The sequence below is a fragment of the Paradevosia shaoguanensis genome (assembly GCF_016801025.1).
Lineage (GTDB): Bacteria > Pseudomonadota > Alphaproteobacteria > Rhizobiales > Devosiaceae > Paradevosia > Paradevosia shaoguanensis.
This window is the reverse complement of record NZ_CP068983.1, coordinates 3,049,873-3,075,431: the sequence shown is the minus strand read 5'-3', so window position 1 is coordinate 3,075,431 and position 25,559 is coordinate 3,049,873. Positions and strand designations below refer to the sequence as shown.

At 63.3% G+C, this 25,559-nt stretch carries 27 protein-coding genes; 10 read left to right on the top strand and 17 right to left on the bottom strand.

Features of this window, described 5'->3' with window-relative positions:
- Positions 1-20: 20 nt before the first annotated feature.
- From JNE37_RS14720 to JNE37_RS14710, 3 genes are read right to left on the bottom strand one after another with little or no spacing between them, the layout of a single operon-like run.
- Positions 21-1,022, bottom strand: a complete 1,002-nt coding sequence (locus tag JNE37_RS14720) for an ABC transporter ATP-binding protein (RefSeq protein WP_203063514.1) — start codon at positions 1,020-1,022, stop codon at positions 21-23.
- Entirely contained in the window at positions 1,019-2,050 is a 1,032-nt protein-coding gene (locus JNE37_RS14715; protein ID WP_203063512.1) for an ABC transporter ATP-binding protein, read from the bottom strand. Before JNE37_RS14715 ends, JNE37_RS14720 begins: the two co-directional genes overlap by 4 nt.
- Before the next feature lie 56 nt (positions 2,051-2,106).
- Positions 2,107-3,558: a M81 family metallopeptidase gene (locus JNE37_RS14710; protein ID WP_203063510.1), complete on the bottom strand. Its 1,452-nt coding sequence runs from the start codon at positions 3,556-3,558 to the stop codon at positions 2,107-2,109.
- 176 nt (positions 3,559-3,734) lie between these two features.
- Between JNE37_RS14710 and JNE37_RS14705 the strand changes: the two genes are divergently transcribed.
- The 4 genes from JNE37_RS14705 (at position 3,735) to JNE37_RS14690 (ending at position 8,604) form a co-directional block, all read left to right on the top strand.
- A complete protein-coding gene (locus JNE37_RS14705; RefSeq protein WP_203063508.1) occupies positions 3,735-5,285 on the top strand; it encodes an ABC transporter substrate-binding protein in 1,551 nt (516 codons plus the stop codon).
- 51 nt (positions 5,286-5,336) lie between these two features.
- Entirely contained in the window at positions 5,337-6,257 is a 921-nt protein-coding gene (locus tag JNE37_RS14700) for an ABC transporter permease (RefSeq protein ID WP_203063506.1), read from the top strand.
- 64 nt (positions 6,258-6,321) lie between these two features.
- Positions 6,322-7,125: an ABC transporter permease gene (locus JNE37_RS14695; protein ID WP_246513294.1), complete on the top strand. Its 804-nt coding sequence runs from the start codon at positions 6,322-6,324 to the stop codon at positions 7,123-7,125.
- A 12-nt stretch (positions 7,126-7,137) separates the two neighbouring features.
- Positions 7,138-8,604: a M20 family metallopeptidase gene (locus tag JNE37_RS14690; RefSeq protein ID WP_203063502.1), complete on the top strand. Its 1,467-nt coding sequence runs from the start codon at positions 7,138-7,140 to the stop codon at positions 8,602-8,604.
- Here the strand turns inward: JNE37_RS14690 and JNE37_RS14685 are convergent.
- The gene (locus tag JNE37_RS14685; RefSeq protein WP_203063500.1) at positions 8,601-9,347 is read right to left on the bottom strand and encodes a glucosamine-6-phosphate deaminase; all 747 of its coding nucleotides are present in this window, start codon (positions 9,345-9,347) and stop codon (positions 8,601-8,603) included. The genes JNE37_RS14690 and JNE37_RS14685 overlap by 4 nt on opposite strands.
- Before the next feature lie 243 nt (positions 9,348-9,590).
- Between JNE37_RS14685 and JNE37_RS14680 the strand changes: the two genes are divergently transcribed.
- From JNE37_RS14680 to JNE37_RS14670, 3 genes are all read left to right on the top strand, one after another.
- Positions 9,591-10,178, top strand: a complete 588-nt coding sequence (locus tag JNE37_RS14680; protein ID WP_203063498.1) for an AAA family ATPase — start codon at positions 9,591-9,593, stop codon at positions 10,176-10,178.
- Positions 10,179-10,271: 93 nt separating this feature from the next.
- Positions 10,272-10,613: a VanZ family protein gene (locus JNE37_RS14675; RefSeq protein ID WP_052015081.1), complete on the top strand. Its 342-nt coding sequence runs from the start codon at positions 10,272-10,274 to the stop codon at positions 10,611-10,613.
- A gap of 75 nt (positions 10,614-10,688) precedes the next feature.
- Positions 10,689-10,880, top strand: a complete 192-nt coding sequence (locus tag JNE37_RS14670) for a hypothetical protein (protein ID WP_203063496.1) — start codon at positions 10,689-10,691, stop codon at positions 10,878-10,880.
- Between the two features lie 155 nt (positions 10,881-11,035).
- On the opposite strand, the gene JNE37_RS14665 is transcribed toward JNE37_RS14670, so the two are convergent.
- A complete protein-coding gene (locus tag JNE37_RS14665; protein ID WP_203063494.1) occupies positions 11,036-11,209 on the bottom strand; it encodes a hypothetical protein in 174 nt (57 codons plus the stop codon).
- A 33-nt stretch (positions 11,210-11,242) separates the two neighbouring features.
- Between JNE37_RS14665 and JNE37_RS14660 the strand changes: the two genes are divergently transcribed.
- Positions 11,243-11,575, top strand: coding sequence for a hypothetical protein (locus JNE37_RS14660; protein WP_203063492.1), 333 nt, complete (start codon positions 11,243-11,245; stop codon positions 11,573-11,575).
- Positions 11,572-13,017, top strand: a complete 1,446-nt coding sequence (gene cls / locus JNE37_RS14655; protein WP_203063490.1) for a cardiolipin synthase — start codon at positions 11,572-11,574, stop codon at positions 13,015-13,017. The genes JNE37_RS14660 and cls overlap by 4 nt, the downstream gene beginning before the upstream one ends.
- Before the next feature lie 121 nt (positions 13,018-13,138).
- Here cls and phnE (JNE37_RS14650) read toward each other — a convergent pair whose 3' ends face one another.
- The 11 genes from phnE (JNE37_RS14650) to phnG form a co-directional block, all read right to left on the bottom strand.
- Positions 13,139-14,485 (bottom strand): phosphonate ABC transporter, permease protein PhnE, encoded by a 1,347-nt coding sequence (gene phnE / locus JNE37_RS14650; protein WP_203063488.1) that lies wholly within the window; start codon positions 14,483-14,485, stop codon positions 13,139-13,141.
- A gap of 10 nt (positions 14,486-14,495) precedes the next feature.
- A complete protein-coding gene (gene phnE / locus JNE37_RS14645) occupies positions 14,496-15,464 on the bottom strand; it encodes a phosphonate ABC transporter, permease protein PhnE (RefSeq protein ID WP_379125362.1) in 969 nt (322 codons plus the stop codon).
- 69 nt (positions 15,465-15,533) lie between these two features.
- A complete protein-coding gene (gene phnD, locus JNE37_RS14640; RefSeq protein WP_035030489.1) occupies positions 15,534-16,445 on the bottom strand; it encodes a phosphonate ABC transporter substrate-binding protein in 912 nt (303 codons plus the stop codon).
- 82 nt (positions 16,446-16,527) lie between these two features.
- A complete protein-coding gene (gene phnC / locus JNE37_RS14635; RefSeq protein ID WP_035030492.1) occupies positions 16,528-17,400 on the bottom strand; it encodes a phosphonate ABC transporter ATP-binding protein in 873 nt (290 codons plus the stop codon).
- Between the two features lie 187 nt (positions 17,401-17,587).
- Complete coding sequence (locus JNE37_RS14630) at positions 17,588-18,202, bottom strand: DapH/DapD/GlmU-related protein (RefSeq protein WP_203063486.1); 615 nt, start codon at positions 18,200-18,202, stop codon at positions 17,588-17,590.
- Between the two features lie 213 nt (positions 18,203-18,415).
- A complete protein-coding gene (gene phnL, locus JNE37_RS14625; protein ID WP_203063484.1) occupies positions 18,416-19,120 on the bottom strand; it encodes a phosphonate C-P lyase system protein PhnL in 705 nt (234 codons plus the stop codon).
- A 2-nt stretch (positions 19,121-19,122) separates the two neighbouring features.
- A complete protein-coding gene (phnK, locus tag JNE37_RS14620; protein ID WP_035030501.1) occupies positions 19,123-19,899 on the bottom strand; it encodes a phosphonate C-P lyase system protein PhnK in 777 nt (258 codons plus the stop codon).
- Positions 19,896-20,780 carry an alpha-D-ribose 1-methylphosphonate 5-phosphate C-P-lyase PhnJ gene (locus JNE37_RS14615; protein ID WP_035030504.1) on the bottom strand — a complete coding sequence of 295 codons (885 nt, stop codon included), beginning with the start codon at positions 20,778-20,780 and terminating at the stop codon, positions 19,896-19,898. Before JNE37_RS14615 ends, phnK begins: the two co-directional genes overlap by 4 nt.
- Entirely contained in the window at positions 20,777-21,892 is a 1,116-nt protein-coding gene (locus JNE37_RS14610; RefSeq protein ID WP_203063483.1) for a carbon-phosphorus lyase complex subunit, read from the bottom strand. Before JNE37_RS14610 ends, JNE37_RS14615 begins: the two co-directional genes overlap by 4 nt.
- Positions 21,893-22,489, bottom strand: coding sequence for a phosphonate C-P lyase system protein PhnH (phnH, locus tag JNE37_RS14605; RefSeq protein WP_203063482.1), 597 nt, complete (start codon positions 22,487-22,489; stop codon positions 21,893-21,895). It abuts the gene before it with no gap.
- Positions 22,489-22,899 (bottom strand): phosphonate C-P lyase system protein PhnG, encoded by a 411-nt coding sequence (gene phnG / locus JNE37_RS14600; RefSeq protein ID WP_203066401.1) that lies wholly within the window; start codon positions 22,897-22,899, stop codon positions 22,489-22,491. Before phnG ends, phnH begins: the two co-directional genes overlap by 1 nt.
- Positions 22,900-23,027: 128 nt before the next feature.
- Between phnG and phnF the strand changes: the two genes are divergently transcribed.
- Positions 23,028-23,771 (top strand): phosphonate metabolism transcriptional regulator PhnF, encoded by a 744-nt coding sequence (gene phnF / locus JNE37_RS14595; RefSeq protein WP_203063481.1) that lies wholly within the window; start codon positions 23,028-23,030, stop codon positions 23,769-23,771.
- A 331-nt stretch (positions 23,772-24,102) separates the two neighbouring features.
- Here the strand turns inward: phnF and JNE37_RS14590 are convergent, their stop codons facing one another.
- Positions 24,103-25,542 (bottom strand): aldehyde dehydrogenase family protein, encoded by a 1,440-nt coding sequence (locus tag JNE37_RS14590; protein WP_035090705.1) that lies wholly within the window; start codon positions 25,540-25,542, stop codon positions 24,103-24,105.
- Positions 25,543-25,559 lie beyond the last annotated feature (17 nt).

Genomic DNA, 25,559 nt, shown 5'->3' with positions numbered 1-25,559 from the left:
GCAGACATCATGCGAGCGTTTCACATGATGTCTGTACGGATGCAGGCAGCCGTATGCCCCTCCCCGACCGAGATGGCTGCAGGCACGACCTCCGAGCAGGCGGCAATCGCGTGCGAACAGCGTGTACGAAATACGCAGCCGGACGGCGGGTTGATGGGGCTGGGAATGTCCCCCTCGAGAATGATCCGTTCTTTCTTGCGTGTCGGATCGACGCGAGGAATGGCTGATAACAACGCCTTGGTATAAGGGTGGCGCGGTCGACTGTACAACGCCGCCTTGGGCGCGACCTCCATGACCTTCCCCAAATACATTACGATGACCCGGTCACACAGATGCTCGACGACTGCGAGGTCGTGCGCCACGAACAGCACTGTCAGGCCCAGGCTCGTTTGAAGATCCTGGATCAGATTGACGATCTGCGCCTGTACGGAAACGTCGAGCGCCGACACAGGTTCGTCGGCGACGATGAACTGAGGATCGACAGCAAGCGCCCTCGCGATGCCAATACGCTGGCGCTGCCCGCCGGAAAATTCGTGCGGGTAGCGCTTCATGGCATCGGCGCCCAGGCCGACCTGCTCCAGAAGCTGCGCCACTCGCTGCTGTCGTTCCGGGCGCGTCCCCAGGCGATGTATGGAGAGCGCCTCGGTGATGATGGCGCCGACAGATTTCCGTGGATCCAAGCTCGCATAGGGGTCCTGGAAAATGAACTGCATTTTCCGGCGGTAGGACTGAAAGGCGGCATCCTCCAGCGGCGCAATATCCACCCCTTCGAAGAATATCGAACCGCTGGTGGGCTTGACGAGCCGGAGTATCGAGCGGCCGATCGTGGTCTTGCCCGAGCCTGACTCTCCTACCAGGCCGACGACCTCACCGCGAGCTATGTCGAAACTGACATCGTCAACAGCCCGGACCGTACCGGCCTTGGCCCGCAGAAACCCGCTGTCCCCACCAAAATACGTCTTGAGATTACGCAGCGAGAGAAGCGGTTCGGCACCTCCGGCGGGCGAGATTACCTCATTCATGACGCCACCGCCTCCTGCCAGCGTATGCATCGGGCCGCCTGCCCCGTGCCGGTTTCCACGAGCGGCGGCAGGTCGGCGCGACACGCATCGATCGCGAAGCTGCAGCGGGGCGCAAACGGGCATCCGGGGGTACGACGGCGCGGATCGGGCACGTTACCGGGAATGGCGTAGAGACGTGCGCCGACGCTATCCCCGCGCCGCCGTGTTCCTGGGACACTATCGAGCAGCCCGATCGTGTAGGGATGGGTGGGCCTGGTCAGCACGGACACCACATCCCCCTCCTCCACGATCAGCCCGCCGTACATCACCGCAACTCGATCAGCGACCTCGGCAACAACACCGAGGTCATGGGTGATGAACAGGATCGACATGCCGATTTCCTGTTGCAGGCGCTTCATGAGATCGAGAATTTGCGCCTGAATCGTCACGTCCAGCGCCGTGGTCGGCTCGTCGGCAATCAGGAGAGTGGGACGGCAGCTCAGCGCCATCGCGATCATGACGCGTTGCCTCATGCCGCCCGACATCTGGTGCGGGTACTGATCTACGCGCTTCTCGGGAGCCGGAATACCGACTATTCGCAGCATTTCGATCGCGCCCTTCCTGGCGGCCGCACGCGAGAGGCCCTGGTGCAATATGATCGCCTCAGCGATCTGGTCCCCTATGGTGAAGACCGGATTGAGGCTGCTCATCGGCTCCTGGAAAATCATCGAGATATCGCTGCCCCGGATCTTGCGCATGGACGCTTCCGAAGCCTTGCAGAGATCCTGAACGCTCCCCTTCTTGTCGCGAAAGGTAATCGAGCCATCCACGACCCGACCGTGCGCTTTATCCAGCAGCCCCATGATGGACAGGCTGGTGACACTTTTGCCCGATCCTGACTCGCCAACCACGGCAAGGGTCTGCCCGGCACCGATGTCGAACGACACCCCGTCGACAGATTTGACCAGGCCGCGGTCGGTATCAAAATAGGTCTTGAGATTGCGCACCCGCAAAACGGAGTGACTATCGCCGGTGTCCGGATTGGTCACGGATTAGTGTCTCCAGCTTCGCGGATAGCGCGTTCTAGACCAGGACTATGAGTTATTCAGGCACCCAGTCGCGCCAGCGACCGCTTGGACAGCGCCACCGCCGGCGACCACTGCAAATCCTGTACCCAGGGATAGGTTGGCGTCAGCATGCGGTTGCGTTGCCCCTGGGTGACGTGGTTCTGGTTAACCGCGCCCTCCGACAGGATCATGAAATTCGGATTGGCGAGGGGGGCAAGTTCGGGCGACAGATAGCCGGATTTTACCAGCAAGGTTTTAGCACTGGCCGGATCAAGCCCCAGCCGCTTGAAATCGGCGATGTTGTGATATGGCCGACGGCGTGCGGCCAGAACGACGACTACCCCGCCAATGCGAATGACCGCTTCGCGCTCCAGAGGCTCGTTGGTCGGGGACAGCAGCACCACTTCGGCAGCCACCTTGATCTTGCCCGAACTCGGATCAAGCGTACCGCCGATCTCGAAATCGAGCTTGGCACCGACGCCGGCGGCATAGGCCTTGTCCGTCGCCGAAGGGTCGGTAATTCCCGCAACGATTACGCCATCCAGGCCTTGCCTCAAGACTTCAGCCAGGACGTTGCTGCGATCACCAACGCCCCCTGCAGTAGGATTGTCTCCAGAATCCGCCAGGATAACGGGATGGGTCGCGCTGGTCTTCGCCAGCGCAACGCCCTCTTCGACGCCACCGGTCCGCGTGGGGAACACGCAGGCATGACGAACATTCCAATAGCGGGACGCGAGCTTGGTTGCCTCGGCCTCGAGCACGGCCTTGTCAGTGCCCGTGAAAACCGAACAGGCCGTGGCGCGCGGCTCATCGGCGGACCGATAGCCAACCTGCAGCGATGCGTCCCAAATGCCGGGCAGAGCGTCCAGCTCGGGAAGGCTTTCATAGATGGACTTGGCGGGCTCGTAGAACGTGCTGGTTCGTTCGCCACCCATCAGCATGGGCACCTTGACCCAGGCGATGAGCGGCCTCTCGCCCGTGGTCAAAGCGCGATGCAGCATCTTGAGCGAGCGTAATTGCGTCTCGCGCACGTCGATATGCGGCGCGGTGCGATAGGTGGAGAAGATATCAATCGCATCGAGGATCTTCTGAGACACATTGCCATGCAGGTCATAGCTGACGGCAATGACGCAGTCCGGTCCAACGACGTCCCGGACAGCGGTCAGCCAGTCCCCCTCCGCATCTTCCATGCCATCGACAAACGAAGCGCCGTGCATTGCCAGATAGACGCCGTCGAGCGGCAACGAGGCTTTCATGCGCGCCAAGAGATCGGCTTTGAAGTTCTCGTAAGTCTCGCGCGCGATCGGACCGCCCGGCACTGCGCGGGCATAGAATGTTGGCAGATACTCTGCCTTATATTCATTGAGCACGGAGAAGTATGGCTGCGACAGCATTTCATCGCCGCGCCAGATCACGAAGTCCTTTTCCGTGACCTTGACCGGGTTGAACGTGCAGCACTCCACATGCAGGCCCCCAACCGCAATACGCATTAGTACGACACCTTTCGCCGGTTTTGCTCAATTAGGCCGCGATCAATAGCAGCTACTAAATTATCCTTTGACAGTTAGTTCACAATCTGAGCAAAGTCAACGCGAGTTGATGCACCGAACCACTGGGGGCGGTCAACTGAGTGGGATGGGAACAACTAATTGCAGGGGAGAGCAAATTGCATTTCGATCCGTTCCTGAGCGGTGGCCGTCGGCTTGCGTTCGGCATCACCTTTGGCCTCGGTGCGCTTTTGGCGACGACTGCCTATGCCGATACAGTATTGTCGGTCGTCCAGGCCGAGGCACCGCGATCCATGGATCCGGGCGACCATACCGCATCCGCTACCGGCACCGTTCTGGAGCCGATGTTCGAGGGCTTGGTGAAGCGTGACGAAAGCGCGAACATCGTCCCCGTTCTCGCCACGGAGTGGAGTACCGATGCAACCGGCACTCTCTGGACATTCAAGCTACGCCCAGGCGTCACGTTCCACGACGGCACCCCGTTCAACGCCGACGCCGTTGTCTATAGCATCCAGCGTTTCCTCGACCCCGCTCGTGGCCTGGCAGCCGCAGGCCGCATCAAGGTCGTGATCGACTCGATCCGCGCCGTTGACGACCTCACCGTCGAGTTCAAGCTCAAGTCGCCCTATGCAGGGTTCCTCGAGCTGATGACCACCGGCACGCCCAAGATGGTGAGCCCGACCGCGGATGCCGCGGGAACTCTCGCCACTACACCGGTCGGCACTGGGCCGTTCAAGTTCACCGAGTACAAATCGGGCGAATACGTTCTCGAGACGCGCAACGAAAACTATTGGGGCACTCCCCCCAATGTCGACCAGTTGCGGTTCACCTGGTCGGGAGAGCCCTCCGTCCTGGCCATGTCAGTGCAGTCGGGCGACGCAGACGTCGTCTACCCGCTGCAGCCCGCCCTGGTCCTGGCCGTTCAGTCAAATCCCGAACTCAAGCTGATCGACAGCACTGGCTCGTTTATCTATTGGCTGTCCATCAACACGCAGATGAAGCCGCTCGATGACGTACGCGTACGTCAGGCTCTGAACTTCGCGACCGACAGGCAGGCGCTCGTTGCAGCATTGTTGCGTGGCTTCGGCGACCCGGCAAACTCGCCTTTGGCTCCGAGCAATCCGTTCTACGATGCAGAGCTTGCCACCTACAACTACGACCCAGAGAAGGCCAAGGCCCTGCTGGCCGATGCCGGCTTGCCCAACGGCTTCACGATGACGACGGCGGTTTCCCAGCGAGACGCCCCCATCGCCGCCGCCCTTCAGGGCATGTGGTCCAAGGTTGGCGTCAACCTGGAAATCCGCAATCTGGAAAGCGGCGTCTGGTCTCAGGTCGCGTTTGCGGACCCATCGGGCAAGGCTGCCGACAATCTCGGTTCGACCATCGCCTCGTGGTCCACGGGCGCATATAACCCGGATCTGCAATTGCGTCCTCTCTATGCGACGGCAAGCTGGTCTCCGGGCGGCGCCAATCTGGGCTTCTTCAGCGATCCCCATCTCGACGAGCTGATCGATCAGGGTGCGTCCGAACTCGATGAAGCCAAGGCCAAGCCAATTTACGTCGAGGCGCAAAAGCTCATCAACGAGCAAGCCCCTCACGTCCTGCTCTACTCCAAGCACAATCTGGCCGCGACCAGCGCCAAGGTCAGCGGCGTCTGGGTAGCACCGGGTGGTGCCGTGAACGTCGCCTGGGCCACGAAGTCCGAATAACGCTTTCCGGGGGCCGGTCTCAGACCGGCCCCTCTTTTCCGGTGGGCGGTTATGAAGCTCTACTTCGCCAGAAAATTCCTGATGCTGCCGCTGGTCTTGCTCGGCGTGTCTCTCCTGGTGTTTCTCGCTATCCGCGCGCTTCCCGGCGATCCAGCCAGACTGATGGCAGGACCGGAGGCGACGCAGGAGGCGGTCGACAACATGCGTATCCGGCTCGGATTGGAACGCAGCCTTATCGAGCAATACGTCTCGTTCCTGTGGAACGCGCTGCACGGCGATTTCGGGATATCCATCCAGTCCAAACTCCCCGTGACCCATGAGATCGCGGAGCGCTTTCCCTATACGCTCGCGCTGGCGCTTTGCGCCTATGGGCTGGCAACGCTGGTTGGTGTACCGGCCGGCGTCGTTGCGGCAACGCACAAGGGCGGCTGGCCGGACCAGATCGTCATGCTGGTCGCAATTGCGGGCGCCTCCATAGCCAATTTCTGGCTGGCGCTCATGAGCATGAACCTCTTTTCAGTCCAGTTGGGCTGGCTCCCCCTGCTCGGCGCTTCGAGCTGGAAGCACTTCATCATGCCGACATTTGCGCTGGGCCTGCTTCCCACCGCCATCATTGCGCGCATGACGCGATCATCGATGGTTGAAGTTCTCAGCCAGGACTATGTCCGAACCGCCCGCGCAAAGGGGCTGAGCGACGCGGTGGTGCATCGCAAGCATGCCCTGCGCAACGCCCTCATTCCCATTGTCACGATTATCGGACTCAATTTCGGATCGGTGCTCGGCGGGGCCGTCGTCACCGAGAGCGTCTTCAACTGGCCCGGCATCGGCCGACTGCTCGTGGATTCAGTGAGCTACCGCGACTATCCGATGATTCAGGCTCTTATCCTTCTCGCCGTTGTGTGCGTCGTGGTGATCAATTTCCTCGCCGACGTCATCATCGCTGCCCTCAACCCGCGCATAAGATTCGACTGAGATGGCTACCACCGACACAGCATCTGCCGCCGAACCCAGCCGCTCCGCACGAGCCCTTCGCTTCATGCGTCGGCGCAGAAGCCTTGTCCTTGGCGGCGGCCTCGTCGTCATCATCATCCTGGCGGCGATATTCGCTCCGTTGATCACGAGCTCCGATCCGTACGCCCAGGACCTGCTCTACTCGTTGATGCCGCCAAGTGCCGATCATCCTTTCGGAACCGATGCCTATGGTCGCGATATTCTCGCCCGCGTCGTCTACGGCGCGCGCATCTCGCTCATGGAAGTAGTGCTCGGCGTCGGCATAGCCGTGGCCGTCGGCGTGCCGCTCGGTTTGATTTCGGGCACCTTCGGGAAACGAACCGATCAGACCATCATGTGGGTGATGGACATCATCTTCGCGTTTCCCGGCGTGATCCTGGCTATTCTCATCGTTTCCATTCTCGGCAGCTCGCTGATCAACATGCTGATCGCGATCGCCGTCTTCTCCTTGCCGGTCTATGCGCGGCTCAGCCGCAACGTGGCGCTCTCGATCAAGCGGATGGAATATGTCGAGGCGGCTTCGGCACTTGGCGCCAGCGTCTGGCGCATCATGTTCGACCACATCCTTCGCAATTCGCTCGGCCCCATCATCGTCCAGGCAACGCTGACCGCGGGTACGATCATACTCACTGCGGCCAGTCTTTCCTTCCTGGGCCTGGGCGCGCAGCCCCCACTTCCGGAATGGGGCGCGATGATGAGCGATGGCCGGGAATTCATCCAATTGGCTCCTTGGGTTTCGTTGTTCCCAGGGATTGCCATCACCATTACCGTTCTGGGTTTCAACATCCTGGGCGACGGCCTCCGCGATCTTCTCGACCCGCGCACCTGATTGGACTCGATCATGACTGCACTCAGCAATCGCGCCACCTACGACAAGCTGCTGGACCTCGTCGATCGGCATGCGCCGGATTTCGTCGCGCTGAGCGATCGCGTATGGACGATGCCCGAAACCTGCTATGCCGAACACCGCTCTGCTGCCGAGCACCGCGCGATGCTCGAGGCGGAGGGCTTCCGGGTCACCAACGAGCTCGGGGGCATTCCGACCGCATTGATGGGAGAGGCAGGCAGCGGCGGACCAGTCATCGCCATTCTCGGAGAATTCGACGCTCTCGCCAATCTAAGCCAGGAGGCAGGCGCTTTCGAGCACAGGCCGCTCGCAGAGGGCCATAACGGACACGGTTGCGGCCACAATCTTCTGGGTTCCGCTTCCATGCTGGCAGCTACCGCCCTCAAGGACTGGCTGGCCGAAACAGGTACGCCGGGGCGCGTGCGCTATTATGGATGCCCTGCCGAAGAGGGTGGCGCTGCCAAGAGCTTCCTGGTCAAGGCCGGTGCCTTCGACGACGTCGACATCGCCATTTCCTGGCACCCTTCCGACTTCCTCGAAGTCGTTCGTCGCACGTCTCTGGCCAATTGCCGTGTGGACTTCACCTTCACCGGCACGTCGAGCCATGCCGGCGCCGCGCCCTATCTCGGCCGCAGCGCCCTCGATGCCGCCGAACTGATGAGCGTCGGGGTGAACTATCTCCGCGAGCACATGCAGAGCGATTGCCGCATTCACTACGCCTATCTCGATGCCGGCGGTATTTCACCCAACGTCGTGCAATCGAGTGCAAAGGTTCGCTATGTCGTGCGAGCCCCGAACCGCAACGCCATGCTTGAGCTTGTCGAACGTGTCCGCAAGGTCGCGGCCGGCGCGGCAATGATGACCGAAACCACGGTCACGTCGGCCATGCTCAGTGCCGTTTCCAACCTCATTCCCAGCCCGCCTTTGGAAGACGCGATGCAGGATGTGCTGGAACTGCTCGGCCCTCCGGCCTTCGACGATGATGACCGAGCCTTCGCCACCCGAATGCGTGAAACATTCAACGCGGCCGATATTGCCTCGGCCTGGAAGAGCGTGGCTGAAGCGGAGCGCGATGCCCCACTTTGCGACTTTGTGGTTCCCCCGAGTAGCCGGCGCGAACCCATTGGCGGCTCCACGGATCTTGGGGACGTCAGCTGGATCGTCCCCACAGTTCAGGTTCATAGCCCGACCTGCGCAATAGGCACGCAACTCCATAGCTGGCAAATGGTGGCGCAGGGGCAAAGCGCCATGGCGCACAAGGGAATGATCCGCGCCAGCGAGGTCATGGCCCTCACCGGCATGCGCGCCTTTGAGGATCCGGCACTGCGCAGCCGCGCGGCGGGCGCGTTGGCGGATGCCGTGGGACCGGCCGGCTACAAGAGCGCTCTGCCTGACGCTGCCAAGGCACCCGTTGCGGAGATGTCGGCTCTCGCAGTCAAGCCCCCAGAGTACGCTGCCTAATCAGCGGCGACTTTGAGGAGAGCTGCCGCGGCGCCATCCAGATGGATCGATGCGTTGACGTGCTGCTGCAAGATCGACGCCGGATAGTTCGGCGATACCGATCCGGCGAATGCATGGCGCACAGCCTCTGCCTTCCGGCTATCGGAGACTGACACCACCAGTTTGCGGCTCTTCATGATTTGGCGGATGCTCATCGAGACGGCACGGACCGGCACATCTTCGAGGCTCGGGAACCACCCCTCACCCAATTGCTGCCGGCGGCAGGCATCATCCAGCCCAACAATGATATACGGCGCATCGGTATTGAAATCGGCCGGTGGATCGTTGAAGGCAAGATGGCAGTTCTCGCCGATGCCGGCGAAACAGACATCGACGCTGCGCTCGCTGATCGCATCGGTGAGACGCTCGACCTCCGCCCCTATGTCATGCGCATCACCTGCGATCATGATGAAATCGCGCAGATCGGGCAGACGATCGCATACGCGCTCCCGCAGATAGCGCCGGAAGCTGGCCGGGTGATTGGGCGAAATCCCGACATACTCATCGAGATGGAAAGCTGTCACCCTCGACCAATCGATCGGCTGCCGTATCAACGCGTCGAGCATTTCGAACTGGCTGGCACCGGTGGCCAGGATGATCGTTGCCTCGCCATCGTCCTCGATCGCTTGCGTAATTGCCTGCGCACCCTCTGCAGCAGCGGCTTGACCTAACGTCATCTTGTCAGGGTGTATTGCTATCCGCATTGCTAACTTCCCTTTGTTTTCAGCGCTTTAGGCTATGGCCCTCAACAGGACCAACCCAAGGTTTCCTCTGTCGAGCATCAACCTGGGCCTAAGCAGGCCAAAATGCAACCGGTTGCATTTGTTCATTATATTTGCAAATATACGCCATTTATGTCGCCCCACTTCCCATTCACGCTCGCCTATCGAGTTTTCCTTGCGTCCCAGGGAGGCCTCGAAATACCAACGGCGTTCCAGGAGGACGCGATGCGGATTGCGGTGGTGGGGACGCATGGGAGTGGGAAGACGACGCTGATCGATGATTTCATCGACGGGCATCGCGGCTATGCGCATATGCAGGAGCCTTATTGGGAACTTGCGCAGCGCGGAGTGACGTTTGCCGATGGGCCTTCGCTCGATGACCTGGCGGAGCAGCTTGAGCAGAGCGTCGGGATGATCCTGGCGGCGCAGGGGGAGGCGGATATCGTCTTCGATCGCTGCCCGCTCGATTTCATCGCGTATCTGGAAGTGCTCGGCGAGAAGGAGGGCAGCGACTGGACGCCGTCCGGGAAGCTGCTCGGAGGGATCGAGAAGGCGCTTGCGACGCTCGATCTCATCGCCTTCCTGCCGCTGTCGGCACCCGATGAGATCGCGACGACGATCGAATATCCCAGGCTGCGGCGGGCGGTGGATTTGCGGCTCAAGGCCATCATTCGCGAGGATGCGCTGGGGCTGCTGGCGGATGGCCTGGCTGTGCTTGAAATCCGAGGTAGTCGCACCGAGCGAGTTACCCTGCTTGATCGCGCGATCAGTGGGCACCAGGGGGCGCTTGGAGCGGACGGCGAATTCCAATAGGCTCCGCGCCCAATGCAATCGTCGAGGACTTTCCATGCACATCCCGAACCTTCGCGCCGGCCGCGCTTCTGGCTGGACCGGCAGATGATCCGCATGGCTGCTCGACCGCTGGCCTGGCTGCTGTTGCTGGGCATTCTCCTCGTTACGGTACTTCCCATCGAATGGCGCCCCGTTACGGGCGAGCCGGCCAACCTCGAACGGCTCGTGGCCTTTGCGCTGGTGGGCTTCGTGTTCGTGGTCGGCTATCCGCGCCATTGGTGGCTGGTGCTCGGGCTTGTGATTGCTGTCGCGCTTGGCTTCGAACTCGCGCAATTGCTGGCACCAAGCCGCCACGCGACGCTCAAGGACGCGGTCGTCAAGGTTGCCGGCGGCTCGTTGGGCGTGACGGCGGGCGTGGCGGCCAACTTTCTTTTCACCCGGCTCGTGCCGCGCTGACTATATCCTTTGATCGACGGCGGAACTGGCACGAGGCGACTACCTTGAGGAGCACGTAGTCTCTGGGAGGAGATCATGCTGCTACGCGACGCCGTGCTCGAAGGGCCCCAGCCTGCCGAGGTTCGGGCCCTCCTGCGCCTCTGCCGGGAGCCCGATTACCACCCCCTGCCCGAGATCGTCCGCCAGCTTGAAGCCAAGGGCTGGGTGGATACCGCGGGCGAAACGCACCTGGTGACGCTGACCGGCCGAACCGTCGTCGAACGCTGAACCCTAGTCCGCTTTGCTTATTGTGAAGAGGCACCGCCCGCCTCTATCTTTCGCCATGGATGGAGTCCTAAGGGGGGCGGCGGCGAGGACCCAGGTTGTCGTCGTAACATCCGGATCGTTTTGTCCGGCTGTCCCTTGGCGCTGTCCCGCGCATTTCACACCAGCACGATGCGCGAGACTGCCAGCGGCGCCGAACCCAGATCGTGGCCGCTGGCGGTCTGCGCGACGGCCGACGGCAGCCAAGCCTTCGCGGCATCTTGCGAAAATCCCTCTATGCGCTTCCCCGCGGGGAAGCCACTAGCTATCTTCGTCAGGCTGGCCGGCCGCATTCGCGACCTCCGCCAGGCACCGGAGAAAGCCAGATGTCCTCTCGCGGTTTACCCATCTTACTCGTCCTCACAGCCCTACTCTGGCCCGCCCTGGCCTTTGGCCAGGCGCCGGCCACGCCCGAGCAGACCTCGCTCGCCAGCGCCATCGTTTCTGCCATCAACGAAGCCGGCCAGTCGGTATCTACCAGCCTCGCCCATGAGATCGACGGCATGGAAACGGTGGTCGAAGGACTGGCGGACAAGGCCATCCTCTACCTCGCCATCGCGCTGTGCCTCGGGCTGGCCGTGGGCATGATACTTGGCTCGGTGCTTTCGTCGTTGATCCTCAGGGGGGCCATTCGCAAGGCTATCGTGGCCACCCGATGATCACGATCGAGACCCCGCTCTACGCCTATCTCCTGGCCATCGCCTATTTCGGCATCCAGGTATTCTTCGTGGCCCGCGCCCTGCTGCGCCCCTACCGCGAACCGGTATCACGCCTGGCCTGGGTCGTGGTCATTCTCGTGGCGCCGCTTGTGGGCATTCTTGCCTATACGCTGGTGGGCGAAACCAATATCGGCCGCGGCCGCATCGCACGAATGCGCAAGGTACTCGAGGAATTGCCGCCGCCGACCGATGGGCACGAGCGCGACCCGCACGTACCGGAGCGCTACATGCCGCTTTTCCGCGCGGGGGAATCGGTCAGCGGCTATCCCCCGGTAGGCGGCAACCGCGCCACGCTGATGGCGGATTCCGACAGCGCCATCGAGCAGATGGTCGCCGACATGGACGCCGCCACCAACCACGTCCATGTGTTGTTCTATATCTGGCTGGCCGACAATAACGGGCTCAAGGTCGTCGAGGCCCTCAAGCGTGCGGCGCGGCGCGGCGTGACCTGCCGCGCCATGGCCGACGATTTCGGCTCGCGCGCCATGATCCGTTCACCGCATTGGAAGGCCATGGCGGATGCCGGCGTGATGCTGGGCCGCGCCCTGCCCGTCCCCACGCCGCCGATCTCAGCGCTCTGGGGTCGCATCGACATGCGCAACCACCGCAAGATCGTGGTCATCGACAACCGCATCACCTATTGCGGCAGCCAGAACTGCGCCGACGCGGCGTTTGCGGTGAAGGCGAAATACGCGCCCTGGGTGGATATTCTCGTCCGCTTCGAGGGTCCGATTGTGCGGCAGAACCAGCATCTCTTCGCCAGCGACTGGATGAGCCATGGGCACGACGACCTGCGGGCGCTGTTCCTCGCCCCGCTCGACGAGCCGCAACCGGGCTTTGCGGCGCAGGTGATCGGCACAGGCGCGACGGTGAGACCCTCGGCGATGCCGGAAATCTTCGTCTCGGTGATGAACGCGGCGCGGCACGAACTCATCATCACCACGCCCTATTATGTACCGGACGAAACCATTCAGGCCGCGCTCTGCGCCTCGGCCTATCGCGGCGTCGACACGACCTTCATCGTGCCGCAGCGCAACGATTCCTGGATCGTGGCGGCGGCGAGCCACTCCTATTACAAGGAACTGCTCGATGCCGGGGTGAAGATCTACGAATATGTCGGCGGACTGCTGCACTCCAAGACCATGACGGTGGATGGAGATGTGAGCCTCATCGGCTCGGCGAATATCGACCGGCGCAGTTTCGAGCTCAATTTCGAGAACAACATCCTGCTCTACGATCCGGCGCTCACGGCCGAGATCAAGGCGCGGCAGGAGGTTTACCGGCAGGCTTCGGTGCTGATCGAGGCGGAGTCGGTGGATGGCTGGCCGCGACGCCGGCGGCTCTGGAACAATACGGTGGCGATGATGGGACCGGTGCTTTAGGGAACCGGGTCTCGCGCTGGGTAGGATATCACTCGGTGCGGCGCGGCGCAGGCCAGAGCGTTTGGCTTACCCCCACCCCTGTCCCCTCCCCGCAAGGGGAGGGAGACGTGCTGGTTCGTTCTCAGTGGCGGCTGCCGATCAGTCTTGAACGGAGGGCGTTCGAGATGTTGTCGAAGATGAAGACGACGGCGAGGATCAGGACGACCATGTAGGCGACCTTGTCCCAGTCGGCATTGGTCTTCATGGCCTCGAGAAGCTTGAGGCCGATGCCGCCGGCGCCGACAGCACCGATGACGGTGGCGGAGCGGATGTTGCTTTCCCAGAAATAGAGGGACTGGGAGATGAATACCGGCAGCACCTGCGGGACGACGCCATAGCGCTGGACTTCGAGCGTATGGGCGCCGACCGATTTGACGCCTTCGCGCTCCTTGTCATCGACATTCTCCAGCGCCTCGGCATAGACCTTTCCGAGGGCGCCGGTATCGGTGAAGAAGATGGCGGCGATGCCGGGGATCGGGCCGGGGCCGAAGCTGCGGGTGAAGAACAGTGCCCAGATCAGCATGTCGATCGAACGCAGCAGATCGAAGGTGCGCTTCATCACCCAGTTGGCGGCACGATTGGGCGTGATGTTGCGGGCGGCGATAAAGGCCAGCGGCGCGGCGACCAGCGTGCCGAGCAACGTGCCGACAAAGGCCATGACTATGGTCTGGATGAGCTTGGAGATGATGTCTGCATGCTGCCAGACCCCGTTGCCGAGGAAATCGCGCCATGCGAGCTGCAGGTTGGACATCTGCGGATCGATCCGCTCGCCGACGACGATGGTCGAGACCAGCTGCGGCAGGCTCATGCCCCAGAAGGCGGACTTGGTGTCGAACCAGAAATTGGCCCAGCCCAGGAAACGCCGCTGGATATAAACCTGGCTAGAGCGGATTTCGGCCGAACCGGCGAAGCCGAAATCGACCAGCACCTTGTCGCCCTTGAGCGTCATTGCCTCCGGCGCGTCCTCAGGCAGCACGACCCCGCTCGCGCCGACGGCGACGTCGTGGGGCTGGCCGTTGAGATTGACCGTCACCACGTCCGAGCGCACGACAAGACTGTCGGCTTCGCTCCCGAAGGTGACGAGGACGCTGCCGTCGCTGGCCGGGACCAGCCAGTCAATGGGGCCATCGGTGCGGTATTGCGCACGATTGTTCCATTGCACATCGACCGGCTGGCCGGCGGCCAGCTTGAGCCGCGGCTGGGCGCGCCAGGAATACCAATCCTGCAGATACGCCCCGGCGCGATCCCAGCGGCCATCGGAAAGCACGGCGCCGACATTGAAGAAGAAGAAGCAGAAGACGAGGTAGACCGCTACCACGCCCGCGCCGACCGCGAGGCCGTAGCGCTGCCAGAAGCTTTTTACGAAAACCGCCGGATACGCTTCGAGGAGCGCCTGGCGTTCGGCATCGTTGAGGGCCAGTTGTGCCATTGTGCGTCTCCTATGCCCCGAAATCGAAAGCCTGCTTGCCCACCAGGCGTCGCCGCAGCCAGGCGGAGAACTGGTCGACCGCAATGATCGTCACGAGGAGCATGAGGACGATGGCGTAGGTCTTGGCCGCATGGTCGCGGCCGATGGAGAGGCGGAAGGCCTCGCCGATACCGCCGCCGCCGACCGCGCCGATGATGGTGGAGGCGCGCACGTTGATTTCGGCACGCAGCAATGTGTAGGAGACGAAATTGGGCAACACCTGCGGCACGATGCCGAAGCGCACGCGCTCGACCCAGTTGGCGCCCACGGCGCGCAGGCCTTCATCGGCCTTCATGTCGGCATTCTCGACCACTTCGTAGAAGAGCTTGCCCAGGGCGCCGATCGTGTGCAGCGACACCGCGACGATGGCGGCGATCGGGCCGATCGAGAGGATGGCCGTGAGGAGGCCCGCCACGACGATTTCGGGGAAGGCGCGGAGCACTTCGAGCACCCGCCGCACGACGAAACGGGCAATGCCCGCGCCCATGAGGTTGGTCGAGGCGAAAAAGCAGAGCAGGAAAGCCAGGGTCGCGCCGACGATGGTCGAGACGATGGCGATGTTGATGGTGACGATCAGCTGGTAGACGTAATTGGGCACGTAGAACCAGTCGGTGACCCATATGCGCTCGGACGTGTAATCGTATTTCTGCGAGCCATCCGCATAGGGGCTCGCCAGATCGAACATGGCGCGGAAGATTTCGAGAGGGTCGCGCGGCACGAAAGACCGCAGGAAATCGAAGAAATAGGGCAGCCGTTCGAAGAACTTGCCCGAATTGGCCGCGTTCGCGAAATTGAGCGAAGCGGCGAGGATGGCGAGGAATACGACCAGCGCAATGAGCGTATAGATCCTGCGCGTCCGCACCTGACGGCGGTAGTGGTCATAGACCGTCTGCGTCCCCTCGCTGAGCGAAACGGGAGCATGCTCGGCGACTTGGGCCACGGCGCTCTCCTTTTATGCAAACGGCGGCGCCCAGAGGGCACCGCCGTCAAAAGATGTTCGTTGTGCGGATCAGCCGCCGATCACCGACTTACGAGCGTCGATGATGGTCTGATAGAAGGAAGCGTCGACTTCGGTGAAGCCGGTGTTCTCGCCACCCGTAAAGCCCTGGAAGCAGGCCAGATCCTTGCCCGGCAGGTCCTTGAAGAACGCTTCGACCTTGCCCTTCATGTCTTCCGGCAGCTTGTTGGAGACCATCAGCGGGCCGTTCGGGATGAGCGGCGAGCGCCAGAGTTCGACGATATCGTCGGTGTCCAGGATGCCCTTGGCGACCATGGTGTGCAAGTTGCCCGAGGAATAACCCTCGGCCCAATCGCCAACGCCCGAACCGAACGTGGTGCCGGCGTCGAACTTGTGGTCGAGCACGCCAAGAACCAGGTTCTCATGGCCGCCGCCAAAACCGGTCTCCGAGAAGAATTCCTTCACCGGCATGCCGATGGCGGCCGGGAGAGCCACGTTCGGGACGAGGTAGCCCGAGGTCGAATCCGGGTCGGCGAAGCCGAGCTTCTTGCCCTTGAGGTCCGCAACGGTCTTGAAGCCGGAATCCTTGCGGGCGACCATCAGCGAGTAGTAACCGGTCGAGCCGTCGGCGCCGACCGTGGTCAGGATCGGGTCAACCGCGTTCGGATCCTTGAGGTAGATGGCGGCATAGGACGAAGCGCCCATCACGGCGATGTCGATGGTGCCGCCGAGGAGGCCCTGGATCACGCCGTTATAGTCGGGCGACGGGAAAAGCTGGACTTCGGAAACGCCGGTGGCGGCCTTGAGCTGGTCGGCAACGCACTGGGCATTGCGCATCTGGTCAGCTTCGTTTTCCGAGCCATCCAGGCCGATACGCAGGACGCTGACGTCCTGGGCGAAGGCCGAGCTGGCGAGCATGGCGAGCGCGGTGGCAGCCAGCAGGGTTTTGCGGAACGCAGTCATGGGTTTCTCCTGTTGTCGTTTCGCCGCACGGCGCCCGGCGGTTGTCCCGCCTCAAGGGTCATCGATGCGGGATTTCGTGAACTCAGTTGGGAAGGCTGACGCCGGCAGCGCCGAGCTGGTTGGCCGCCACCACATCGGCGGCTTCCTTGCGCTTGCGGCGCGCCTTTTTGACCGGATCGAGGCTGGTCGAGGTCATGGCCTCCGAGAAGGCCTCTTCGAGCCCATCCGCACCGTAGATCCGGCGGGCCACATCGGTGGTGAGCTCATCAGGCGAGCCGTCGAACACGACGCAGCCGCCCTGCATGCCGATGATGCGCTCGCAGTAATTGCGCGCGGTATCGAGCGTATGGAGATTGGTGATGACGGTGATGCCGTCATTGCGATTGATGTCGCGCAGCGAGTCCATCACCACCTGGGCATTGCGCGGATCGAGCGAGGCGATCGGCTCGTCGGCGAGGAGGATTTTCGGCTCCTGCATCAGGGCGCGGGCGATGGCGACGCGCTGCTGCTGGCCACCCGAAAGCGTGCCGGCGCGCTGCATCGCCGTCTGGGCGATATCGAGGCGCTCCAGCGCCTTGAGCGCCAGCAATTGCTCTTCCTGCGAGAAAATCTTGAGCAGCGACTGGATGGTGGAACGGCGATTGAGCCGGCCGAGCATCACATTGGTGATGACGTCGAGGCGCGGCACGAGATTGAACTGCTGGAAGATCATGGCGCAGTCGCGCTGCCAATCGCGCAGCTTCTGGCCGGAGAGAGCGGAGACTTCGAGGCCGTCAAAGGCGATGGTGCCCTCGCTCACGTCGATGAGGCGGTTGATCATGCGCAGGAGCGTCGACTTGCCTGCGCCCGAGCGGCCGATAATGCCGACCATCTGGCCGGCGGGGATGACGATGTCGACCTTGTCGACCGCCACTTTGCTGCCGAACCGGCGCGTGACGTTGGAAATCTTGAGCATGACCTGCTCCCTGCTGAGTTGCAGGAAGCCCTAAGGCGGCATCAAGAAGCTGATATGAACGCTCAGCGACAGTTCAGTGACAATCCAAAGCCCCGGATTTCCGGGGATCGGCGGGCGCGAAAAGAAAAAGCTCCGGTGGGACCGGAGCTTCTGAGGCGGGAGCCAGATACCAGGCGGGCGAAGCGTGCTACCCGCCGTACTTGACCAGGAACTCCTCGCCCGTCAGCGCGCGAAAATCATCGAGCGCGGTGCGCAGCTGCGCATGGCTCCAATCCCACCAGGCAAGCTTCTGCATGCGTTCGCCGACCTTGGCCGAGAACCGCTCCTTGATGAGCCTGGCCGGTACGCCGCCGACGACGGTGTAGGGCGCCACGTCCTTGGTAACGACCGCCCCGGAGCCGACGACGGCGCCGTCACCGACCGTCACGCCGGGCAGGATGGTGACGCCGTGGCCGATCCAGGTGTCATGGCCGATGGTGACGGTGCGCGCCTTGCGCTTGACGAAGAACTCGGCCTCGTGCTCGGCATCCTCGAAATAGTCGCCGGCGCGATAGGTGAAGTGATGGAGCGTGGCGCGCTCGATCGGATGGTTGGTGGCATTGATGCGTACGTGGCTGGCAATGTTGGAGAACTTGCCGATGCGGGCCGAATAGACCTCACACTCGCGCACGAGGTAGGAATAGTCGTCCACCACGCTTTCATAGACATGGCAGCGCTCACCGATCTCGGTGTAGCGGCCGAGATCGGACGCGCGCACCTCGGCGGTGGGGTGGACGGAGGGGCGTTCGGAGAGGTTTTTCATAGGTGTCTCGTTTGTTTGTCAGCCGCCATCCTGGGGTGGCGCTTCAACTAGGCATGCTCTATTGGCACCGTTCCGCCCATCGCCACGGAACTTCCCCGGGCGCAGACCCGGGGCCTATTGCACCGCTCCACTCGAGTGGAGGTATCCGTGGGCCCCGGCTCTGCGGCCGGGGAAGATCGAGTAGGCGGATAGACTGATGACCACCCCGCGACCTCAAGCCGCTTTCCTGGCCGCAAACCCGGTCACATCCACGATCCGATCCGCGACCACGTTGCGCACATCCTCATCATGGAAAATCCCGAGCATCGCCGTTCCGGCGCGCTTTTTCTCGGCGATCATCTCGACCACGATCGTCCGGTTGGCCGCATCGAGCGAAGCCGTCGGCTCGTCCAGCAGCAGCACCGAATGGTCGGTGATGAACCCGCGCGCAATATTCACGCGCTGCTGTTCGCCGCCCGAGAACGTCGCCGGCGGCAAGGCCCACAGCCGCTCCGGCAGGTTGAGCCGTGCCAGCAATTCCTGCGCCTTGGCCCGGGCCGCCTCGTGATCGACTCCACGCACCACCAGCGGCTCGGCCACCACGTCCAGGGCCGACACGCGCGGCACGGTGCGGAGGAATTGGCTGACATAGCCGATCGTGTCGCGCCGCAGCGCCAGCACAGTACGCGGCAAGGCCGAGGCCAGGTCCACCGGCTCGCCCTCGTGCATCAGCAGGATCTCGCCGCTATCCACGCCGTAATTGCCGTAGACCATCTTGAGGATCGAGCTCTTGCCCGCCCCGGACGGCCCACCGAGTACCACGCACTCGCCGGCATTGACCTCGAAGTCGACATTGTCGACCACCGGCAGCACCACGCCACCGCGCAGATGCATGGTGAAGGTCTTGGCGACGCTTTTGACTTGAAGAAGTGCGCTCATCTTCACACCTGCAAAATCGAAGAAACCAGCAACTGGGTGTAAGGCTCGCGCGGATCGTCGAGCACGCGGTCGGTCAACCCCGCCTCGATCACCTGCCCGCCCTTCATCACCATCATGCGGTGTGAAAGCAGGCGCGCCACGGCGAGGTCGTGGGTCACTACAATCGCCGCCAGCCCAAGTTCGCCCACCAGCGAGCGCAACAGGTCGAGCAGGCGCGCCTGCACCGATACGTCGAGGCCACCGGTCGGCTCGTCCATGAACACCAGCCGCGGATTGGTCACGAGGTTGCGTGCAATCTGCAACCGCTGCCGCATGCCGCCCGAAAAGGCGCGCGGCTGGTCATCGATACGATCCTCCGCGATTTCGACGCGCCCCAGCCAGTCGATGGCCGTATCGCGGATGCGGCCATAATGCCGCTCGCCCACCGCCATCAGCCGCTCGCCGACATTGGCGCCGGCCGAGACAGTCATGCGCAGGCCATCGGCCGGGTTCTGGTGCACAAAGCCCCAGTCCGTGCGCATCAGGAACCGACGCTCGGCTTCGGACAGCTCATAGAGGTTCCGCCACACGCCATCGCGCATCCGGTATTCGGCGAGGCCCGAAGTCGGCTCGAGATTGGTCGAGAGGCAGTTGAGCAGTGTCGTCTTGCCCGAGCCGCTTTCGCCTACGATGGCCAGCACTTCGCCCGGATAGAGCTCGAAGTTCACATCGGCGCAGCCCAGCCGCGAGCCGTAATACTTGGAAAGCCCGGTCACCCGGAGCAGGGGTTCGTCACTCATTGCGCAGCCTCAAGGTCATGGCCCGCCAGGGCGCCGCGATGGCCGTGCTCACGCCGGTCCTCGCAATGGTCGGTGTCCGAGCACACGAACATGTGCCCGCCCTTGTCATCGAGCACCACCTCGTCGAGATAGACGCCCGTCGCCCCGCACAGCGCGCAAGGCTCGGAGAACTTCTGCACCTCGAACGGGTGATCCTCGAAGTCGAGGCTGACCACGTTGGTATAGGGCGGCACGGCGTAGATCCGCTTCTCGCGCCCTGCCCCGAAGAGCTGCAGAGCCCCGGTCATGTGCATCTTGGGATTGTCGAACTTGGGCGTCGGCGACGGGTCCATCACGTAGCGGCCCTCGACCTTGACCGGATAGGCATAGGTCGTGGCGATCTCGCCGTGCTTGGCGATGTCCTCGTAGAGCTTGACGTACATGAGCCCATATTCCTCAAGCGCATGCATCTTGCGCGTCTCGGTCTCGCGCGGCTCGAGGAAGCGCAACGGCTCGGGGATCGGCACCTGGTAGACGAGGATCTGGCCCTCGGTCAGCGGCACTTCCGGGATGCGGTGGCGCGTCTGGATGATCGTGGCTTCCTTGGTGTGCGTGGTGGTGCGCACCTCGGCGGTCTTGGCGAAGAACGCCCGGATCGAGACGGCATTGGTGGTGTCGTCCGCGCCCTGGTCGATGACCTTGAGCACGTCATCGGGCCCGATCACCGCCGCCGTCACCTGCACGCCGCCCGTGCCCCAGCCATAGGGCATCGGCATTTCGCGGCTGGCGAACGGCACCTGGTAGCCGGGAATGGCGATCGCCTTTAGGATCGCCCGGCGGATCATGCGCTTGGTCTGTTCGTCGAGATAGGCAAAGTTGTAGTTCGCGATCGCGCCGTTCATTCGGCCGCCTCCTGCATCTCGTCCTGCGCCACGCGCGCATCGTGCTCGGCCCGCAGCCGCCGGATCAGGTCGAGTTCGGCCTGGAAATCCACGTAGTGCGGGAGCTTCAGATGCTCGACGAAACCGGTCGCCTGAACGTTGTCTGAATGGGAAATAACGAATTCCTCGTCCTGCGCCGGCGCCACGATGTCCTCATCGAGTTCGCGAGCCCGCAGCGCCCGGTCGCAGAGCGACATGGCCATGGCCTTGCGCTCGGCCTGCCCGAACACCAGCCCATAGCCGCGGGTGAACTGCGGCGGCACATTGGCTGAGCCTTTGAACTGGTTGACCATCTGGCACTCGGTGACGCGGATGCGCCCGAGCTTGAGCGGAAAACCGAGTTCGGCCACCTCCAGCTCCACCTCGACCTCGCCGATGCGGATTTCGCCGACGAACGGGTGCGTGCGGCCATAGCCGCGCTGCGTCGAGTAGCCGAGCGCCAGCAGGAACCCTTCGTCGCCCCGCGCCAGCGCCTGCAAGCGCAGGTCGCGGTCGAGCGGGAATTGCAGCGGCTCGCGGGTCAAATCGCCGATCTCGCGATCTTCCGCCCCTTCATTGCCGAACCCGGTATCGGGCTCCACCAGCCCTTCATGGGCCAGCAGGTCCGTGACGCGCGGCATGGCCGGGTCACCGGCATCCTGCAAGTCCGGCTCGGCCACATCGGCGCCAACAGCCAGCTCGGGATCGAGCAGGCGATGCGTATAGTCGAAGGTCGGCCCCAGCACCTGCCCGCCGGGCAGGTCCTTGAACGTCGCCGAAACGCGGCGCTCGACCAGCATGGCGCTGGTATCGATGGGGTTGGAATAGCCGAAGCGCGGCAACGTCGTGCGATAGGCGCGCACGAGGAAGATCGCCTCGATCAGGTCGCCACGCGCCTGCATGATGGCGAGTGCGGCGAGTTCACGGTCATAGAGCGAACCCTCGCCCATGGCGCGGTCGACGGCCAGCCCGAGTTGTTCCACGATCTGGTCGATCCGCAGCGCCGGCACCGAACGGTCACCACGGCGGCGATCGGCCAGGAGCTTGTGGGCATTGGCAATGGCGGCTTCGCCACCCTTAACGGCAACGTACATTTAAGCCTCCACGATCCGCGTCGTCCGCGGCAGCCCGACCACCTGGCCGGCGCCCGCGAACACCACATCCACGCCGCACGGGAACAGCTCCCGGTTGAGCGCCCATTGCGCGATGAAATCCCCGGTGATCCCGGCGATGGTCAGCGTCCCGGTATCCTTGATGCCGGGGCCGGTGATCGTACGGTCCGCGCCGTCGAACCCTTCCACGGCAAGCACCACCGTCGTGGACCGATCGGGATACTCATCGGTACCGATGCCGAACGCATCGAGCTTGGGCAGCGTCGCCCACCCCGTCACCAGCGCGAAGTCCGCCTCGCGCGGATCGCTGACGATCGGCGCGCCGGTATGGAACTTGAGCCACGCGACAACCGCCTCGGACGCCGCCAGCGTCTCGTCCAGCCATACCGGGCTGTCGTGATCGGCCAGCGTCAGCGCAATCGCCGCAACTTCCGGCGACAGCGGTGCGGGCGGGGCCGCATCCACGTGGATCGGCTGCTTCAGGCCCGGACGCGAGAGCGCATCCATCACTGTGCGGAACACCGACTGGGAATCCTTGACGAGGTCCGCGAACCCGCCATCGAGCACAAGATTGTCCATCAATCCTCTCCGCGCACCATGGTGAAAAAATTGACGCGCGTCGCCGCCGTCTCGGCCCGGCGCTGTTCGTCGGCGTCCAAAGCCGCCTGCTCCAGCGCCACCACCGCATCCATCACGCGCTGCCGCGCCCCGGTCTGCCAGAGCGCATCGAGCGTAGCCGCAACCACGGCCTTCTCGCCGTCGCGCCCGAGCGCATAGGAATGCCCGATCTCGCCAGTCGAAAGCCGCACAGTCGCGCGCGTCACCGTCGCTTCACCCAGATTGAACGGGGAACCGCCGCCGCCTGTCCGTCCGCGCACCATCACGAGGCCGGTCTCCGGCCCACGCACGCGCTGCGTCTCGGGCTTGTCGGCCCATGCATCCCAAATCTGCGCCAATGCGCGCGTCGGCGCCGCGGCCAGGGCCGCCATCACCCGCTGCCGCTCGGCGTCGCGTTCGCTCTTCAAACTCGCTTCGGCCACTCGGCCCTCCACTTGTCTATTTCACTAGACAACTATATGCTGCAAAGCCCCTGATAGGCTGGTATTGTGAAGCAAGAATGACAGGCGAAAAGAGTCTCGACAAGAGCGGTGGAGTCGCCCTCTGGCGGCGCGTGGCCGATGACATCCGGCTCGACATCAACGGCGGCAAGTTCATCGATGGCGGCAAGCTCCCCACAGAAGGCGAGCTGGCCGCCCGCTTCGACGTCAACCGCCACACCGTGCGCCGCGCCCTCGCCGTGCTGGAGGAAGAAGGGATCGTGCGCGCCGAACAGGGCCGCGGCCGCTTCGTCCACGCCGCACGGCGGCTCAGCTACCCCATCGGCCGCCGCACCCGCTTCTCAGCCGGCCTCGCCGGCCAGGCCAGCGACGTCCACGGCGAAATCCTCGAGTACCGCGTCGAGCCCGCGCCGCTCCCCATCAGCAAAGCCCTGGGCCTCACACCCGCAACCCGCGTGTTGCGCATGGAAAGCCTCTCCTTCGCCGACGGCCGCCCCCTCACCCGCGCCACCACCTGGACCGGCCCCGCCTCCCGATTCCCCAGTCTCGCCGACGATTTCCGCGAGCTGGGCTCGATGACGGCTTCGCTTAACCGCGCCGGCGTAACCGACTACACCCGCCAGGAAACCCGCATCTCCGCCCGATACGCCGAGTCCTCGGAAAGCCACCAGATGGGCCTCGCCCCCGGCGCCGTGCTGCTCGTCGGCACCTACGTCAACCGCGACCAGGACGGGGTGCCGTTCCAATACACGATGACAAGGTTTGCCGCGGATCGGGTGGAGCTGGTGGTGAACGCGGAGTGAGATCGAGCCCTTGGCCTCCCCCTCCCTAACCCTCCCCACAAGGGGGAGGGTGGAGTTTGCTGCTCGATTTCGCCAAAAACACCCACCCTCCCCCTTGTGGGGAGGGCTAGGGAGGGGGTGAGCCCCAAATCCCGCCCGCGCAACTCCTCCCTCCCCCTTGTGGGGAGGGATAGAGGGTGGGGGAGAGCCCAATACTCCGAGCCCTCGGCACCCCCACCCTTGTTCCCTCCCCACAAGGGAGAGGGAGACCTGCCGTCCAAATCTGCGAAAACAAAACGAGCCCCGAAGCCATCGCTTCGGAGCCCCGAATTTGTCTTCAAATTTTACCGATTCAGCCCGCCGCGGTGTAGGCCGTCTTCACCTGCGTGAAGAACTCCTTGGCGTAGGTGCCCTGCTCTTTCGGACCATAGCTCGAGCCCTTGCGGCCGCCGAACGGGACGTGGAAATCGACGCCTGCCGTGGGGACGTTGACCATCACCATGCCGGCCTCGGCGTTGCGCTTGAAGTGCGTCGCGTACTTGAGCGAAGTGGTCACGATGCCGGCGGAAAGCCCGAATTCCGTGTCGTTCGCCGTCGCCAGCGCTTCCTCGTAATCCTTGACGCGGATCACGGCGGCCACCGGCCCGAAGATCTCTTCGCGGGCAATGCGCATCTGGTTGTGCGCCTCGGTGAACAGAGCCGGCTGCAGGTAGAACCCCTCCGTCTCGCGCTTCACCAGTTCGCCGCCGACGACAAGCTTGGCGCCCTCGCCCTTGCCGATCTCGATGTAATCGGTGTCCTGCTTGAGCTGGCTGGCATCCACCACCGGCCCGATCTCGGTGCCGCTCTTGAGCGCGTCGTCGACCTTGAGGTTGCGCACGCGCTCGGTCAGCGCCGCCACGAACTTGTCGTGGATGCCTTCGGTCACGATCACGCGCGAAGCCGCGGTGCAGCGTTGGCCGGTCGAGAAGAAGGCGCTCTGCGCCACGCTCTCGACAGCAACATTGAGGTCGGCGTCATCGAGCACGATGGTCGGGTTCTTGCCGCCCATTTCGAGCTGGAACTTGCGCATGAGCTTGACCGAGGCCTCGGCCACGCGCTTGCCCGTCCCTACCGAGCCGGTGAAAGTGATGGCATCCACATCCGGGCTGTCGAGCAGCGTCTGTCCCACCACCGAGCCGCGGCCCATGACGAGGTTCAGCACCCCCCTGGGCAGGCCGGCGCGCTGGAGGATGTCGACGATGGCCCAGGTTGAGCCCGGCACCAGGTCGGCCGGCTTGATGACCACTGTATTGCCATGGCAGAGCGCGGGGGCGATCTTCCAGGTCGGAATGGCGATCGGAAAATTCCATGGCGTGATGATGCCGACGACGCCCACCGCCTCGCGGGTGATCTCGACGCCCACGCCAGGACGCACGCTCGGAATGATCTCGCCATTCAGGCGCAGCGCTTCGCCCGCGAAGAACTCGAAAATCTGCGCGGCGCGGGTCACTTCGCCGATGCCTTCCGGCAGCGTCTTGCCCTCTTCGCGGCTCAGCAGGCGCCCGAGTTCTTCCTTGCGCGCCAGGATTTCATGGGCGGTCTTGGAGAGGATCGAATGACGTTCCAGCAGGCCCGAGCGCGACCACTTCGGAAAGGCGGCCTTGGCAGCGGCAATCGCCTGCTTGGTGTCCTCGACGGTGCCCTGCGCATAAAGGCCGATCACGTCCGAGGTGTTGGAGGGATTGATGTTCTTGCTTTCGCCGCCGCCGGTCCATTCGCCGTCGATCAGGTTCTTGAAGATTTCGCCCATCGGGTCTCTCCGTCAGT

Excerpts from the sequence above, each read along its gene's own strand:
- phnG (WP_203066401.1), bottom strand. The coding sequence starts at position 22,899 with ATGGCGGCCCTGGCCGCGGCGCCGACGCGCGCATTGGCGCAGATTTGG.
- JNE37_RS14690 (WP_203063502.1), top strand. The coding sequence starts at position 7,138 with ATGACTGCACTCAGCAATCGCGCCACCTACGACAAGCTGCTGGACCTC.
- JNE37_RS14700 (WP_203063506.1), top strand. The coding sequence starts at position 5,337 with ATGAAGCTCTACTTCGCCAGAAAATTCCTGATGCTGCCGCTGGTCTTG.
- phnL (WP_203063484.1), bottom strand. The coding sequence starts at position 19,120 with ATGAGCGCACTTCTTCAAGTCAAAAGCGTCGCCAAGACCTTCACCATG.
- JNE37_RS14590 (WP_035090705.1), bottom strand. The coding sequence starts at position 25,542 with ATGGGCGAAATCTTCAAGAACCTGATCGACGGCGAATGGACCGGCGGC.
- phnD (WP_035030489.1), bottom strand. The coding sequence starts at position 16,445 with ATGACTGCGTTCCGCAAAACCCTGCTGGCTGCCACCGCGCTCGCCATG.
- JNE37_RS14720 (WP_203063514.1), bottom strand. The coding sequence starts at position 1,022 with ATGAATGAGGTAATCTCGCCCGCCGGAGGTGCCGAACCGCTTCTCTCG.
- phnE (WP_203063488.1), bottom strand. The coding sequence starts at position 14,485 with ATGGCACAACTGGCCCTCAACGATGCCGAACGCCAGGCGCTCCTCGAA.
- phnH (WP_203063482.1), bottom strand. The coding sequence starts at position 22,489 with ATGGACAATCTTGTGCTCGATGGCGGGTTCGCGGACCTCGTCAAGGAT.
- phnF (WP_203063481.1), top strand. The coding sequence starts at position 23,028 with ATGACAGGCGAAAAGAGTCTCGACAAGAGCGGTGGAGTCGCCCTCTGG.
- JNE37_RS14710 (WP_203063510.1), bottom strand. The coding sequence starts at position 3,558 with ATGCGTATTGCGGTTGGGGGCCTGCATGTGGAGTGCTGCACGTTCAAC.
- JNE37_RS14695 (WP_246513294.1), top strand. The coding sequence starts at position 6,322 with ATGCGTCGGCGCAGAAGCCTTGTCCTTGGCGGCGGCCTCGTCGTCATC.
- JNE37_RS14685 (WP_203063500.1), bottom strand. The coding sequence starts at position 9,347 with ATGCGGATAGCAATACACCCTGACAAGATGACGTTAGGTCAAGCCGCT.
- cls (WP_203063490.1), top strand. The coding sequence starts at position 11,572 with ATGATCACGATCGAGACCCCGCTCTACGCCTATCTCCTGGCCATCGCC.
- JNE37_RS14630 (WP_203063486.1), bottom strand. The coding sequence starts at position 18,202 with ATGAAAAACCTCTCCGAACGCCCCTCCGTCCACCCCACCGCCGAGGTG.
- JNE37_RS14610 (WP_203063483.1), bottom strand. The coding sequence starts at position 21,892 with ATGTACGTTGCCGTTAAGGGTGGCGAAGCCGCCATTGCCAATGCCCAC.
- JNE37_RS14665 (WP_203063494.1), bottom strand. The coding sequence starts at position 11,209 with ATGCGGCCGGCCAGCCTGACGAAGATAGCTAGTGGCTTCCCCGCGGGG.
- JNE37_RS14670 (WP_203063496.1), top strand. The coding sequence starts at position 10,689 with ATGCTGCTACGCGACGCCGTGCTCGAAGGGCCCCAGCCTGCCGAGGTT.
- JNE37_RS14675 (WP_052015081.1), top strand. The coding sequence starts at position 10,272 with ATGGCTGCTCGACCGCTGGCCTGGCTGCTGTTGCTGGGCATTCTCCTC.
- phnC (WP_035030492.1), bottom strand. The coding sequence starts at position 17,400 with ATGCTCAAGATTTCCAACGTCACGCGCCGGTTCGGCAGCAAAGTGGCG.
- JNE37_RS14660 (WP_203063492.1), top strand. The coding sequence starts at position 11,243 with ATGTCCTCTCGCGGTTTACCCATCTTACTCGTCCTCACAGCCCTACTC.
- JNE37_RS14680 (WP_203063498.1), top strand. The coding sequence starts at position 9,591 with ATGCGGATTGCGGTGGTGGGGACGCATGGGAGTGGGAAGACGACGCTG.
- JNE37_RS14615 (WP_035030504.1), bottom strand. The coding sequence starts at position 20,780 with ATGAACGGCGCGATCGCGAACTACAACTTTGCCTATCTCGACGAACAG.
- phnK (WP_035030501.1), bottom strand. The coding sequence starts at position 19,899 with ATGAGTGACGAACCCCTGCTCCGGGTGACCGGGCTTTCCAAGTATTAC.